General features: G+C 41.0%; 13 protein-coding genes, 2 pseudogenes and 1 other annotated feature (1 of these 16 cut by a window edge). Of the genes and pseudogenes, 10 read left to right on the top strand and 5 right to left on the bottom strand.

What is annotated here, in order from left to right; genetic code table 11:
• Positions 1 to 74: a binding site (T-box leader), on the bottom strand (it extends 140 nt beyond the left edge of the window).
• A 70-nt stretch (positions 75 to 144) separates the two neighbouring features.
• Together AC1TO6_RS15565 and AC1TO6_RS15570 are read right to left on the bottom strand one after the other, a co-directional pair.
• Positions 145 to 1,266: a TFIIB-type zinc ribbon-containing protein gene (locus tag AC1TO6_RS15565; protein ID WP_482102537.1), complete on the bottom strand. Its 1,122-nt coding sequence runs from the start codon at positions 1,264 to 1,266 to the stop codon at positions 145 to 147.
• A gap of 24 nt (positions 1,267 to 1,290) precedes the next feature.
• A pseudogene (locus AC1TO6_RS15570) lies at positions 1,291 to 1,380 on the bottom strand (double zinc ribbon domain-containing protein); the annotation flags it as partial.
• 187 nt (positions 1,381 to 1,567) lie between these two features.
• Between AC1TO6_RS15570 and AC1TO6_RS15575 the strand changes: the two are divergent.
• The 4 genes and pseudogenes from AC1TO6_RS15575 to AC1TO6_RS15590 all read left to right on the top strand — a co-directional run bounded on the left by AC1TO6_RS15575 (position 1,568) and on the right by AC1TO6_RS15590 (position 5,165).
• Positions 1,568 to 2,512: an MBL fold metallo-hydrolase gene (locus AC1TO6_RS15575; protein WP_482102538.1), complete on the top strand. Its 945-nt coding sequence runs from the start codon at positions 1,568 to 1,570 to the stop codon at positions 2,510 to 2,512.
• Positions 2,466 to 3,251 (top strand): SDR family NAD(P)-dependent oxidoreductase, encoded by a 786-nt coding sequence (locus AC1TO6_RS15580; RefSeq protein WP_482102539.1) that lies wholly within the window; start codon positions 2,466 to 2,468, stop codon positions 3,249 to 3,251. Before AC1TO6_RS15575 ends, AC1TO6_RS15580 begins: the two co-directional genes overlap by 47 nt.
• Before the next feature lie 245 nt (positions 3,252 to 3,496).
• A pseudogene (locus AC1TO6_RS15585) lies at positions 3,497 to 4,749 on the top strand (Y-family DNA polymerase).
• 80 nt (positions 4,750 to 4,829) lie between these two features.
• Entirely contained in the window at positions 4,830 to 5,165 is a 336-nt protein-coding gene (locus tag AC1TO6_RS15590) for a YolD-like family protein (RefSeq protein ID WP_482102540.1), read from the top strand.
• Between the two features lie 6 nt (positions 5,166 to 5,171).
• Here the strand turns inward: AC1TO6_RS15590 and AC1TO6_RS15595 are convergent, their stop codons facing one another.
• Entirely contained in the window at positions 5,172 to 5,630 is a 459-nt protein-coding gene (locus tag AC1TO6_RS15595; RefSeq protein WP_482102541.1) for a DUF4362 domain-containing protein, read from the bottom strand.
• Between the two features lie 190 nt (positions 5,631 to 5,820).
• On the opposite strand from AC1TO6_RS15595, the gene AC1TO6_RS15600 reads away from it, so the two are divergent.
• The 4 genes from AC1TO6_RS15600 to AC1TO6_RS15615 all read left to right on the top strand — a co-directional run bounded on the left by AC1TO6_RS15600 (position 5,821) and on the right by AC1TO6_RS15615 (position 10,822).
• A complete protein-coding gene (locus tag AC1TO6_RS15600) occupies positions 5,821 to 7,575 on the top strand; it encodes an ABC transporter transmembrane domain-containing protein (RefSeq protein ID WP_482102542.1) in 1,755 nt (584 codons plus the stop codon).
• On the top strand, positions 7,575 to 9,362 hold the full coding sequence (locus AC1TO6_RS15605) for an ABC transporter ATP-binding protein (protein ID WP_482102543.1): 1,788 nt from the start codon (positions 7,575 to 7,577) through the stop codon (positions 9,360 to 9,362). Before AC1TO6_RS15600 ends, AC1TO6_RS15605 begins: the two co-directional genes overlap by 1 nt.
• Positions 9,363 to 9,535: 173 nt before the next feature.
• Positions 9,536 to 10,246 carry a cytochrome c biogenesis CcdA family protein gene (locus tag AC1TO6_RS15610; RefSeq protein ID WP_482102544.1) on the top strand — a complete coding sequence of 237 codons (711 nt, stop codon included), beginning with the start codon at positions 9,536 to 9,538 and terminating at the stop codon, positions 10,244 to 10,246.
• Between the two features lie 69 nt (positions 10,247 to 10,315).
• Complete coding sequence (locus tag AC1TO6_RS15615; RefSeq protein ID WP_482102545.1) at positions 10,316 to 10,822, top strand: CcdC family protein; 507 nt, start codon at positions 10,316 to 10,318, stop codon at positions 10,820 to 10,822.
• Positions 10,823 to 10,873: 51 nt separating this feature from the next.
• Here the strand turns inward: AC1TO6_RS15615 and AC1TO6_RS15620 are convergent, their stop codons facing one another.
• On the bottom strand, positions 10,874 to 11,281 hold the full coding sequence (locus AC1TO6_RS15620; RefSeq protein WP_482102601.1) for a DUF2621 family protein: 408 nt from the start codon (positions 11,279 to 11,281) through the stop codon (positions 10,874 to 10,876).
• A 359-nt stretch (positions 11,282 to 11,640) separates the two neighbouring features.
• Here AC1TO6_RS15620 and AC1TO6_RS15625 point away from each other — a divergent pair, with 359 nt between their 5' ends.
• Together AC1TO6_RS15625 and AC1TO6_RS15630 are read left to right on the top strand one after the other, a co-directional pair.
• Positions 11,641 to 12,234, top strand: a complete 594-nt coding sequence (locus AC1TO6_RS15625) for an SCO family protein (protein ID WP_482102546.1) — start codon at positions 11,641 to 11,643, stop codon at positions 12,232 to 12,234.
• A 37-nt stretch (positions 12,235 to 12,271) separates the two neighbouring features.
• Complete coding sequence (locus AC1TO6_RS15630) at positions 12,272 to 12,943, top strand: lytic transglycosylase domain-containing protein (protein WP_482102547.1); 672 nt, start codon at positions 12,272 to 12,274, stop codon at positions 12,941 to 12,943.
• Between the two features lie 53 nt (positions 12,944 to 12,996).
• Here AC1TO6_RS15630 and AC1TO6_RS15635 read toward each other — a convergent pair whose 3' ends face one another.
• Positions 12,997 to 13,251: a GlsB/YeaQ/YmgE family stress response membrane protein gene (locus AC1TO6_RS15635; RefSeq protein WP_482102548.1), complete on the bottom strand. Its 255-nt coding sequence runs from the start codon at positions 13,249 to 13,251 to the stop codon at positions 12,997 to 12,999.
• Positions 13,252 to 13,583 lie beyond the last annotated feature (332 nt).

Genomic DNA, 13,583 nt, shown 5'->3' on the forward strand with positions numbered 1-13,583 from the left:
GGGTGGCTTTCAGTCAGTGACCACATTTTCTGTTCTCCATTACCGCAATTACTTATCTTCTTCAACGCCTATATGTACTTGAATTAGTCCGATTATTGCATGCCGACTGAAGAAAGTCAACTATCATTTTATGCAATAAAATATTTAGCTTATCGTGTAGAGCAAGTAGATTATGAATATAATTGCTAAGATCACTATGACGGAAATCGATACTTTTACGGCGCTTATCGGCGATTGCCCACTAACTTTACCGGTTTGTCCGTTAACGAGGAAGCGGTAGATTTTATTGTTGAACTGGAACGAAGAAATCCAAATAGGTAATAGAATATGTTTGTAAGTAATGTTGTCGTAGTTAGTGGAAACACTTACAATATTGACAACATCACCATATACTTGTCCATGTATTCCATTCTTAATACCGGCGTCAATACTATTTTTTGCATCATTCCAGCCATCCTTCAATGGAATCGAGTACCTTTCTGCTAAAAAACCGGATAAATATTCTGTTTTATAGTCGAGGAGTCCATTTAACTGAAAGGGTTCAATCTTATCAATAAGGCCACTTGCTACATTACGTGATGCTTTCACCAAAACATCGTCAAAGAATTCGCTGTAGCGCCCGTGTTCCGTACGCCATTGGATTTTCCTTACCTGTTCCGATACTTGTTTGGACTTGCCATCTTCAAATAGGGTCCGCATTTCCGTTACGTAATAATACGTGCCTATCTGGACGATAAAAGAAGAATCCGTCTGGGCATCAAAAGTCCAGTACGGGATGTATGCTCCCGCAATGGTATCCATTTTATACGATTGCACTAGCTTAGATGGAGCAAAATATCTCTTTTTCAGCCATATCTTAAATTTTTCAACTGCATCATTTCTCGCGACTTTAAAGGGGAGCACCAATGCTGGTTTCATGCCCGCATGGTGATCACTTATTGCAATATGAGAAGACCCGCAAAATGAGCAGAAATCGGCCACTTTATCTTTATCTAAAAGTGTTTCGGCACCACAGTTTTCACATTTAAAAACACGTTTTTCATCGTCCCAGCTGTGAATTTCTTTTTCTAATGCTTCTAAGAAGTCGTGTTCAATACTATTTTCCCAAGACTGGTCGATTTCCTTTTCGCTTCCGCAAAACGGACTTTTCAGATTTCCACTTTTCGGTTCAAATAACGTGTTACCTCCACAGGAAGGACATTTATTTACCGTCGTCAGTTCAGTTTTGATCGATTCCAAATCTTTATTATTTGTTAAGTCCGTCATAGGAACACCTCTTTTGCATCAGAGTTAAAGGTCTTCACCACAGTCACCACAAAACTTGGCATTTGGACCATTTATCTTGCCACATTTTACACATGTTTTTTCGGTCAGCTGTTTTGTACCGCACTGCTTGTATCATAGGATGCGTTCGTACCAAAATGTTCTTTTAAGTAAACAACGGGGTCATATACCTTATACGAGTATATTAACATCTTGGTAGAGGATAGATTCAAAAGATGACGTCAACTCATAAAAAAGGTACACTGTACTGAATACTCATTCATCTTATAAAGGGGATTTTTATATGATACACAAGATTGTTATTCCAACACCGTTCGCAGTGGGCGATGTAAATGCTTTTCTTATAAAAGGAGATACGCTGTCACTCGTCGATGCGGGGCCGAAAACCCCTGAAGCATATGAAGCATTGAAACAGGGCATCAAGGAAGCCGGTTACTCATTCAATGATATTGAACAGGTCATTTTGACACATCATCATCCAGATCACGCTGGTTGGATTGACGCATTTGATAACGCAAAAGTCTTAGGCCATACCTACAATGATTTATGGCTCAAACGGGATGAAGCTTTCTTCCGCTATCATGATGCATTTTATCTAGAGCGACTTATCGAAGAAGGCGTACCTGAACAGTACCTTGGCTGGGTTAAGAAGATGAAAAGGTCTGTCGCGTTTATGGGAGAACGTCCACTCGACATGACGCTTGCTGAAGAAGATGCGCTGCCTGGGCATGCCGGCTGGACGGTTATGGAAACACCAGGTCATGCGCAAAGCCATATCGTATTGTGGGATGAAGAGAATAGAACAATGATTGGCGGAGATTTGGTGCTTGAAAAAGTTTCTTCAAATCCGCTTATCGAGCCGCCGCTTAATCCTGAGCATGGCCGTCCACGCTCTTTGTTGCAATATAACGAGTCGTTGAAACGCATTCTTACTTTACCCGTTGATATCATATATACCGGTCATGGTGATGAAGTGCGCAATGCTCACGAGCTTATTGAAGGCCGTTTCGTAAGACAGCACGAACGGGCGATGAAGGTGCTTGCAATGATGGATAAAGGCCAACGTACAATTTTCGAATTGACGCGCGAGTTATTCCCATCCGTCTATGAAAAAGAGCTTGGTCTTACGCTATCAGAAACAATTGGCCAAACCGATTACCTTTTTGAAAAGGGACTTGTTCATGAAAAACGAGATGAAAACGGAATTCTCCAATATGAGCAAGCGTAAAATGGTTTTGATTACAGGTGCTACGAGCGGTGTCGGTTATGCATTATCGAAGCGGCTTTTGGCAGAGGGATATGAAGTATGGGCAACGGGAAGATCACTTGCCATTTTAGAGAAGTTGCGACTTGAAGGCGCACAAGTGATACCGGCAGATTTAACAAAAAAAGAAGACATCGAACATTTAATGACGCAGATTAGATCTCCGGATGCTGTCATTTTTTCAGCGGGCATGGGTACGTTCAGTTTTGCACATGAGACTCCCGATGAAGCGATTCAAAACATGATGACCGTCAATGTCATCGCACCGATGCAACTGACAAAGCTTTTATTGCCCAGCATGAGAGAGCGCCGGAGCGGCCATCTTATTTATCTTGGTTCACAGGCGGGGAAAGTTGCTACCCCGAAAGCATCCGTTTACGCTGCTTCAAAACACGCGATTATTGGCTATACGAATGCACTTCGTATGGAGGTAGCTTCATACGGTATTCAGGTCACCACTATTAATCCGGGTCCGATTGACACACCTTTTCTTGAACTTGCGGATGAAACAGGTGCTTACCGTACATCGCTCGGCAGACATTTGTTGACGGTGGAAGCTGTTGCCGATGCGGTGATTAAAACATTGGGGAAATCTGTCCGCGATGTGAATTTACCTTGGTATATGGGAATCACTAGCAAAATTTACGCTGTTGCACCGTCAGTTGTCGAAAGACTGGGCCGAAAGTACTTTATGAAAAAATGAGAAAATGCTCCGTTCTGGAATCTGGGCGTGGAATATCATTTAGTAGTTTATCCACAGGTCGAAAATTTTATGAATTCCTTAGTGAAAAGCGATGTATCTTATTAAAAGCTGGCTAACTGCCGGCTTTTTTGCTGTGGGAAAAATGAAAGGAACAAAGTGCTTGCATAATTATTCCATTGTATATGAGTTACAGTTAGGGCTATAATGTAAATAAGAACATGAGTTCTGTGTAGGGGGAGTTTGATATGTATGATCATTTACCAAATCGGAAAATTGTCTGCCTCGACATGCGTAGCTTTTACGCCAGTTGTGCTGCCGCAATCGAAGGGCTTGATGTTATGGAAGTGCCGATTGCCATCATCGGCAATAAAGAGCGGAAAGGTGGTATCGTGCTTGCTGCATCTCCACCATTGAAAAAAAATTTGGCGTGCGGACTGGTATGCGGCTATTTGAAATACCCGATGACCCCGCAATCCATCTAATCGAACCGAAAATGGGTTTTTTTATCGAAGTATCAATGGAAATCACCCGGCTGCTGAACAATTATGTTCCTAAAGAGGCAATCCATGTGTACAGCATCGATGAAAGTTTCATTGACCTCAGCGGAACCGAACGGCTATGGGGCCCGCTCGAAGAAACTGTGAGGCGGATACAGGACGATCTCATCGATCAATTCCAGATACCCTCTGCGTGCGGCATCGGTCCAAATATGCTGATGTCAAAGCTCGCTCTCGACATCGAAGCGAAAAAGACGGGTGTTGCGCATTGGACGTATGAAGATGTACCTACCAAGTTATGGCCCGTTGCACCGCTAAGCCGCATGTGGGGGATTGGCAGTAGAATTGAAAAGACATTAAATGGAATGGGGCTATTTACGGTCGGTGACCTTGCTCATGCTCCGCTCGAAAGACTTGAAAAAAAATTCGGCGTCATGGGCAATCAATTGTATTACCATGCACATGGCATCGATTTATCTGATTTGGGGGCTCCGCCACTTGTTGAAGGGCAAGAGAGCTACGGCAAAGGGCAGATTCTCTATCGTGATTACATCGTACGGGAAGATGTACTCACAATCATTCTTGAAATGTGTGAGGATGTAGCGATGCGGGCGAGGGAATCGGGTAGAGCAGGACGCACGATTCATTTGTCTGTAGGCTATTCAAAACAAGTACTAGGCGGCGGTTTTAGCCGTTCACGCTCGATACATGAAGCAACGAATGACACAATGGAAATTTATCGTGTGTGTACGGCATTGCTTGATGAATTTCATGATGGCCGACCCATTCGGCAATTATCACTAAGTCTAACAAAGTTAGAGGAAGAGCATTCCATGCAGCTCAGTCTGTTCGATGAAAACAAATGGCGCACCCGACAACTTGGTGGAGTGATTGATTCGCTCCGAAATAAATATGGAACGAATGCTGTTCTGCGTGCGGTCTCTTACACAGATGCAGGAACGACGGTTGAACGGGAGAAACTGATTGGTGGGCATTTTTAATAAAAGGGTTGCCTCATTTTTAACGTGTAATTCATTTATACATTGTTGAACTTATTTATCCGGAAAAAGGAGTGATTTTTTTGATTCGTGATCGTGGACGCATCAAATGGACAGCGATGATGTTGACAGAACACTTGACAGAGTTACGTGACTGGATGGGAGAAGACAACTATGAACGAAAGCCCAATATTGACGAATGGTCGCTCCAGGAATTTCAACAGCAGTTAGATATTGCTTATCAAGCGCGTTGCGAAGTCCGTATCAGAACGTGGGAGTATGGATTATTTACTGACACGACAGGTATATTGAAAAGGTTGGATACTCGGCTACAAGTTATTTATATAGAGGATAACTCCCAGTTGCAAAAAAATTCTCTGAATACGATTGTCTGCATCGAGACAATCGACCTTAATTAGCTATACCTAGTGTTCATGTTCGTCCACATGCTCTTTCGCTACACTTAAAATTGTAAAACTTTCGTCAGACGAATCGCATCCAGTAAGCGTGTAGACAAATAATTGCTGACCATCCTTTTCAATTAGATTTGTACATGTCATGTTTGTTTTAGTAGGATTGTTTCCTCTATTTTTATTTTTTGAACGGTTAATCTCTAAGGCAATCGAGGAGCCGTTGTAGGACAGATTGTATAAAGTCGGGTCTCCTTCAAGTGAGTAATTTGCAATACGGACTACATCGGATTTCTTAGACTCTATACTTTCCAAAAAAGCTTCGAATACGGGGTAGTTATAGACAGGTCCATGCATATTGACAACATCACCATTACGCACCGCTTTTTCGCTATTGTACGAACAGGCTGAACAAACTGCCGTGCCTAGTAGTATAAGTAGCAATACTAGTAATTTGTTATTTACTGTCCTCATATTTAAGTTCCTCCTCAAAGTCAAATGACGATACTTCGTAATTATATGAGCAAATGGCATGGCTTATCCGTATCTTACCAACGAAACTATTTCCGAATTCGAATTATTTATACCTCGGACCTTTTTTATTGTCCAGACATTTGCTAAACTAATCAAAGGTTCAATTTTATAGTAAAATAGGGGGAGTAGTGTGAAGGTTTTAGTTCAGCTCGGCTGGTTTTTCAAACAGCGGAAGAAGCAATATCTTTTAGGGGTTTCGGCGCTTGTTTTCGTCTCAATATTGCAACTGTTGCCACCGAAGATTATTGGGATTATCGTCGATGACATTACAGAGAGTTCGTTAACAACCGCCGGGCTCACAAGATGGCTTGTTATCCTAGCAATTTCCGGCATTCTCATGTACATAGCGCGCTATTATTGGCGTGTCATGATTTTTGGTTCTGCTGTATTGTTGTCGCGGACGATGCGTGAAAAATTGTTCAATCATTTTACAAGAATGTCACCATCCTTCTACCAAAAAAGACGTGTAGGAGACCTAATGGCTCATGCAACAAATGATGTAAATGCCGTGCAGCAAACGGCGGGTATGGGGATTTTGACACTGGTCGATTCCATTGCGACGGGCGGATTCGTCATTTTAACAATGGCAATCACCATCCATTGGAAACTGACACTAATTGCACTCATTCCGTTGCCATTCATGATCTTCCTGACTAGCTATTATGGTAGATTGCTACGCAAGCGATTCAGATTTTCCCAAGAAGCATTTTCAAATTTGAATGACAAGACACAGGAAAGTATATCGGGTATCAAAGTCATTAAGACATTCGGACAAAAAAACGAAGATATTGAGGATTTCACCAAATTGTCTACTGATGTTGTCAGTAAAAATATGCGTGTCGCTAAAGTGGATGCATTATTCGATCCGACAATTACGGGTATATTCGCGATTTCATACATTCTGTCTTTCTATTTTGGAACGAAATTTATCATTGCAGGGGACATGTCAATCGGTGACATGGTAGCGTTCAGTGCCTACCTCGGCCTTCTGGTCTGGCCAATGCTTGCATTTGGCTTCCTCTTTAATATCGTAGAGAGAGGTAATGCATCTTACAGCCGAATTACAGAACTATTATCTGTATCGCCTGAAATTAAAGATTTGCCTGGTGCAATTGATAGAAGACCCGAAGGCGATTTGCATTTCGATATAGATGAGTTTAAATTCCCAGGTGATGAGCGGGCGGCTCTGCGTAATGTTCACTTCACATTAAAACGGGGTGAAACAATGGGAATTGTCGGTAAAACGGGATCAGGTAAAACGGCAATCCTGAAATTACTGTTACGAGAGTTTGAAGGGTATAAAGGAAGCATCATTTATGGAGACAAACCTATTAATCAATATAAACAGCAACGTTTAAGAGAGTCAATCGGTTATGTACCGCAAGACCACTTCCTTTTCTCAACGACACTTGCTGAAAATATTGCTTTCATAAATCCAAGAATAGCACCCGATAGAATTCATCATGCTGCGCAACTCGCGCATATCCATGAAGATATTTTAGGGTTTACAGAAGGGTATGAAACGATAGTAGGAGAACGTGGGGTCTCTCTGTCTGGAGGTCAAAAACAACGGGTTTCCATTGCACGTGCATTAATTATGGAACCGGAATTGCTACTTTTGGATGATTCTTTATCAGCTGTCGATGCCCAAACGGAAGAAGCAATTTTATACTCGCTCAAACAAACACGTACGAACGAAACTACAATTATTACTTCACATCGACTAAGTGCCATCCAACATGCACATAAAATTATCGTCATGGATGAAGGAGCAATTGTCGAAGCTGGAACACACGAAGAATTAATCGATCTGGCTGGAAGATATAAAGAAATGTATGACTTGCAACAACTTGAAGTACTTGTCGAACAGGGGGGTGAGGAATAATGTCAGAAGAAAAACAACCGAAACTAACGGCAAAAGATCAATGGTTTGTTTTAAAGAGATTGTTGAGATATATCATTCCTCATAAAAAGAGCATTATATTTGCGCTGATCCTACTCGTTTTGACAGTCACTGGCAGTATAGTCGGACCTTTGATAATCCAAAGATTTATCGATAATCATTTAGCGACGATGAACTTCCCAAGAACAGAAATAATGAACATTGCGCTAGTTTATATAGGTATCCAAGTGTTTATGGTCGTCGTGTCCTATTTCCAACTGATTCGATTCCAAGATATTGCGTTAAAAATTATTCAGCAGATGCGAATCGATGTGTTTTCAAAAGTGCAAAGCCTTGGAATGCGTTATTTTGATAAAACGCCTGCTGGAAGTATTGTTTCGCGTGTAACAAATGACACGGAAGCCATCAAAGAAATGTTCGTCAGTGTCATTGTTACGTTTTTACAAGCCATTTTTGTGCTTCTCGGCGTTTACATTGCACTATTTTCACTTGATGCAAAGCTTGCACTAATATCCCTGTTATTGTTGCCACTCTTCTTAACGGTCATCGTCATTTATAGGAGATATAGTGCGGATTTCTATCAAGACATCCGTGAACGGTTGAGTCAGCTGAATGCTAAAATAGCCGAATCATTATCCGGCATGGGGATGATTCAAGCATTTAGGCAGGAAGAACGTCTAGAAATTGAGTTTGACGACATCAACGAAAAACATTACCGTGCAGGAATGCGTAACATTAAATTTGACGGCATCCTGCTCGGTCCGGCAATCGATCTGCTGTATGCAGGAGCAATCGTCTTTGTACTCGGTTATTTCGGATTTATATCACTGGCAAGCCCTGTTGAAGTTGGTGTTTTATATGCATTTACGACATTGATTCGTCGTTTATTCCAGCCCGTCCAACAAGTGATGCAAAGATTATCCATTTTTCAGCAAGCAATGGTTGCGGCGTCCCGTGTATTTAAATTAATGGATGATCCGGATATGGAACCGGAACAGAACGATGGTAAACAAGCCGTAATTCAAGACGGTAAAATCGAATTCCGTAATGTATCTTTTTCATATGATGGACAAACTGATGTACTAAAAAATATCTCTTTCACTGCGAATGCGGGAGAGACAGTTGCACTCGTTGGTCATACAGGAAGCGGAAAAAGCTCCATTATCAACTTACTGATGCGTTTCTATGAATATGAACGTGGTGATATTTATATCGATGATGTTTCATTGAAAGAATTTCCAAAAGAAGAACTACGGAAAAAGACAGGTCTTGTCTTGCAAGATCCGTTTCTTTTCTATGGAGACATCAAAAGCAATATCCGTTTGCATAATAAGGATATGACAGCAGAAGAGGTAAGAGCGGCTGCGGAATTTGTTCAGGCCAATGAGTTCATAGAAAAACTTCCCGAAAAGTACTCGCAAAAAGTGACGGAACGCGGTTCTACGTACTCAAGTGGGCAGCGTCAACTCGTCGCATTTGCACGGACAATTGCAACGAACCCTAAAATTCTCGTTCTCGATGAGGCGACTGCCAACATTGATACAGAAACAGAAGTGGCAATACAGACAAGTCTTGGAAAGATGAGGAAGGGACGTACAACAATTGCTATTGCCCACAGACTCAGTACTATTCAAGATGCTGAACTGATTCTCGTCCTTCATAAGGGGGAAATAATAGAGCGCGGAACACACCAAGAATTACTCGGACAAAAAGGTCTATACCATAAGATGTATCTACTTCAAAACAATATTTTGGAAGATGTTATCTAAAAAAACCAGCTTGCATACGCCTTTAACTGGCGTTACAAGCTGGTTTTTACATAGAATATAGAACGTAGACAAACGCTACTTTAAAAGTCATAAACTGTTCACAGACAGAAAGGGCGTATTTTAGTGTTGTTTTTGATAAGATTAAGAAAGTAAAATGAAGGGGAGAGAATAATGTGGGAACAGACATAAATTTATTTCTCGCTTTCGGCGCCGGTTTTTTAAGTTTCATATCACCGTGTACATTGCCGTTATATCCAGCATTCATATCATATATTACGGGCATGTCGCTGGATGATTTAAAATCGGATTCGAAACGCATGAATAGAAACGGTATGCTACATACACTATTCTTTTTAATCGGATTTTCGATAATTTTCGTCGTACTTGGTTTTGCTACATCGCTTGTGGGGACATTCTTCCAAGAAAACCAACAAGTACTAAGACAAGTTGGAGCAATCTTTATGGTTTTGTTTGGGCTGATGATTGCTGGTATTTTTACACCCAAGTTTCTTATGGGAGAAAAGAGATTGCAATTTAAAAACCGTCCTTCGGGTTACTTAGGAAGCACAGTGATAGGGCTTGCATTTGCTGCTGGCTGGACACCATGTTCGGGACCAATAATCGGAGTAATCATGGGACTTGCTGCGACAAATCCGGGGTCGGGCGTCATTTATATGTTAATGTACGTGTTAGGTTTTGCAATACCTTTCTTTGTCTTATCGTTCTTTGTCACACGTCTTGGATGGATTCGAAAACGCAGTGGCCTAATAATGAAAATTGGAGGCATCATCATGATTGCTTTCGGAATTTTGTTGTTCTTCGATGGATTGACATATTTAACAAGCATATTAAGCCCAATATTTGGCGACTTCCAAGGTTTTTAAGTTGAACAAGCAAATCAGTTCATTCAATGAATGGATGGAATAACTGAAGCGTCGGTTGGAGGAAATACAATGAACGAATTAATTGAAACCGTTTTTACAAAGGTACCCTCGGTTTATCTCATAACCGGTTCAACCATACTTGCACTATTCATGGGGACAATGGCGCTGATTGTCAGAACGAAAGCGGCGAAAAGGCCTGTAACGCCGATGAAAATCATCTTGCCTCCCCTTTTTATGTCAACGGGTGCACTGATGTTCATATTCGAGGAATTCAGAGTGTCGTTACCTCAAATATTCGAGGCCATCTTTGTTGGGCTTCTATTCTCGATTATCCTAATAAAGACAACGCATTTTGAACGTAGAGATGACGATATTTATATGAAGCGATCCAAAGCCTTCCTATTTATACTGCTAGGGTTGCTACTTCTCCGACTTGTTGGAAAACTGCTTCTTAGCAGCACCATTGATGTAGGTGAACTGGGCGGAATGTTCTGGATTCTAGCATTTGGAATGATTATTCCATGGCGGATAGGTATGCTGACTAAATATAAACAAATAAAAGGTGTCCGCAGTTAAATGCGGACACCTTTTGCCGTCTAGGCTATAGCGCCTAGCGTTTTTATTTGACTAAAATAAATGTTCGTACTGAGTTAAATCGAACTTCATTTCAGCCAATTTCTTGCGCAGGAACTTATGGTCACGTTTCGGTGTCGCTTGTATATATCCACGGATAATAAGATCGGTATCAATTGCTTTTGCATTTTCCTCAAGTGCAATTTCACCGATTTTTCCTGCGATTTTTTGTTTCGCTACCGGCCGGAATAATTCCGGTACTGGGACGACGAGCTCATTCAGCAAAAGTTTAGCTTTATCATTCCACAGGTGAAGAGAGCTCTCCACGTAATGTTCTTCCCAGTCGAGTGTAGACTTGCCATCCGCTTTCGGAAACACTTTTAAAAACTTTCGGAACATGAAGAAACCGCCGATACCGAATAGTCCAATAAGAACAACGCACCAGAAAATGATGAACCACATAAATAAGTCTTGTTGCAACAATATTCACCTCTTCCGTTCTATTTACCATTATAAGAGCATCCGTGAAAAAACACACGGACAATGTATTGCTTTCTTCTATTTCGGATGAAAGGAGGTGATTGACTTGTTCACAATCGAATATAAAAATACAACGGAACTAGTATATTTCGATGAATGATTAACTAAAGATGACAAGCATTATCTCTTGCTCCGATTCGAATCGAAACTTCTGGTCGTCAACGATGAAGTTAACTTCACAAAACCGTCATAGGTTCGACGAGGGTTCAAACATCACATGCTTGTTTGAACCCTATACTTCCGATATGATAAACGTATCAATAAATAATGGAGGATATAAAATGAGTAAAAAGTTATTGTTGATTTATATGTTACTAGTCATGGTCATTTTGAGTGCGTGTACCGGTGGTGGTTTCAAAGAAGATCACAATTATAAAGTTGCACCTTTTGAATTTACGAATCAACAAAATGAACAGGTTTCATTGGATGATTTGAAAGGGAAAGTTTGGATAGCACAATTCGTTTTCACCGAATGTACGAGTGCCTGCCCACCGATGATGATGAACATGGCGGAGCTAGATAACCAACTTGGGGATGAAGGCGTTGATGACTACAAGATTGTATCATTCAGTATTGATCCTGCAGTTGATACTCCAGAAGCTATGCAAGAATACGTTGATGCGTATGATGTCCGAGATCAGAGTAGATGGGAAATGCTGACGGGCTATAAACAAGAGGAAATCACTGACTTCGCAGCAAAATCATTCAAAACGCTTGTTGCAGATATTCCGGATTCGGACCAGGTAATGCACGCAGTTACTTTTTCCCTCGTCAATCAACAAGGGGAAGTTGTGAAATCATATAACGGAATGACAGAAGTGCCATTCGATCAGATCGTTAAAGACATTAAAGCACTAAATAAAGCAGGTGCATAATTCGATAATGCAAGGCTGTAACTAAAGGTGTGAAGAGATGAAGAAGCGAAAAAACAAAAGAATATCCTTGAAGGCGAAAGCAATGTTCATTATCTTACTTGTCCCTATTGCTGTTACAGTCTTCACGCTAACAGCTATCATTTGGACAGGTCTGAAAAATCCGGATATTATAAAGAAGTCCGCTAGCGCATTGCTGGATATGCAAGACCGTCGCACGGCTAACGAAATACCGGGAGAGTACATACCAGTCTACAAAGAAGCAGCAGAAGTTTACGGTATTCCCTGGACGTTACTTGCAGCGCACCATAGGATTGAAACGAAGTTTTCTACGATGGATCCATTACTGTCACCCGTCGGTGCTGAAGGACATATGCAGTTTATGCCTTGTACGTTCGTCGGTTGGACTTACCCGGGATGTGGAGACCTTGGAAAGGGAGAAATTCCTGAAAAAGATAAAATTAATCCAGTTGTGATAAAAAAATATGGTGGATATGGCGTTGACGCAAATAATGATGGCATTGCCGATCCATATGATTTGGAAGATGCAATTTATAGTGCCGCTAACTACTTATCAAAGAGTGGAGCAGCGGATGGGGAATTTGAAAAAGCAATTTTCAACTATAACCATAGTGACAAATACGTCGAGGATGTTCTTTGGTTTTTTGATGAATTTGAAGCCCAGCGAATTGAAATGGAAAAAAGTGAATAAAAAGATGGACCGCCACGAATGGGGTCCATCTTTTTAGTGTCTATTTCTTAGATTTAAGAAGCTTTACGCATTGATTTCATGATTAGGCTCACAATGAATACAAGGATAAGTGCTCCGATGATGGCTGGAACAATATAGAAGTCAGAAACCCTTGGACCCCATTCTCCTAGAAGCATTCCGCCAATCCATGCGCCGACGATTCCGGCAATAATATTACCAATGATTCCGCCTGGGATATCTTTCCCTAAAATCATACCTGCTAACCAACCGATGATACCACCAATAATTAAAAACCAAATGAAACTCATAACTGTCCATCTCCTTTTTAGTGATTTATGATTACCTCTACAGTATTTGTAATAACCTTTATTACAATACCCTAAACATCAAGAAGAAATAAATTACCAATTTTTTTAAGAATTTTTGAGGATTAATGTAGAACAATAGCATAAAGCGTGTTTTTAAAATGACGTAGTGTTACCTGGGGGACCTATATTATTAGCACACTGACAGCCAGCTATTTTTTTTGCAAAGAGAGTTCCAAAAGGATTGAAACAGGGTATGTATGTATAGGAAGAGTTAGCATCGACACGAATAGTCAATTTCATGCATACAATGGGCGTCTGCACTTTGGTGAAAT

The sequence above is a fragment of the Sporosarcina sp. Y352 genome (assembly GCF_056786535.1).

Excerpts from the sequence above, each read along its gene's own strand:
- AC1TO6_RS15615 (WP_482102545.1), top strand. The coding sequence starts at position 10,316 with ATGAACGAATTAATTGAAACCGTTTTTACAAAGGTACCCTCGGTTTAT.
- AC1TO6_RS15595 (WP_482102541.1), bottom strand. The coding sequence starts at position 5,630 with ATGAGGACAGTAAATAACAAATTACTAGTATTGCTACTTATACTACTA.
- AC1TO6_RS15605 (WP_482102543.1), top strand. The coding sequence starts at position 7,575 with ATGTCAGAAGAAAAACAACCGAAACTAACGGCAAAAGATCAATGGTTT.
- AC1TO6_RS15575 (WP_482102538.1), top strand. The coding sequence starts at position 1,568 with ATGATACACAAGATTGTTATTCCAACACCGTTCGCAGTGGGCGATGTA.
- AC1TO6_RS15635 (WP_482102548.1), bottom strand. The coding sequence starts at position 13,251 with ATGAGTTTCATTTGGTTTTTAATTATTGGTGGTATCATCGGTTGGTTA.
- AC1TO6_RS15630 (WP_482102547.1), top strand. The coding sequence starts at position 12,272 with ATGAAGAAGCGAAAAAACAAAAGAATATCCTTGAAGGCGAAAGCAATG.
- AC1TO6_RS15565 (WP_482102537.1), bottom strand. The coding sequence starts at position 1,266 with ATGACGGACTTAACAAATAATAAAGATTTGGAATCGATCAAAACTGAA.
- AC1TO6_RS15620 (WP_482102601.1), bottom strand. The coding sequence starts at position 11,281 with ATGTGGTTCATCATTTTCTGGTGCGTTGTTCTTATTGGACTATTCGGT.
- AC1TO6_RS15580 (WP_482102539.1), top strand. The coding sequence starts at position 2,466 with ATGAAAAACGAGATGAAAACGGAATTCTCCAATATGAGCAAGCGTAAA.
- AC1TO6_RS15625 (WP_482102546.1), top strand. The coding sequence starts at position 11,641 with ATGAGTAAAAAGTTATTGTTGATTTATATGTTACTAGTCATGGTCATT.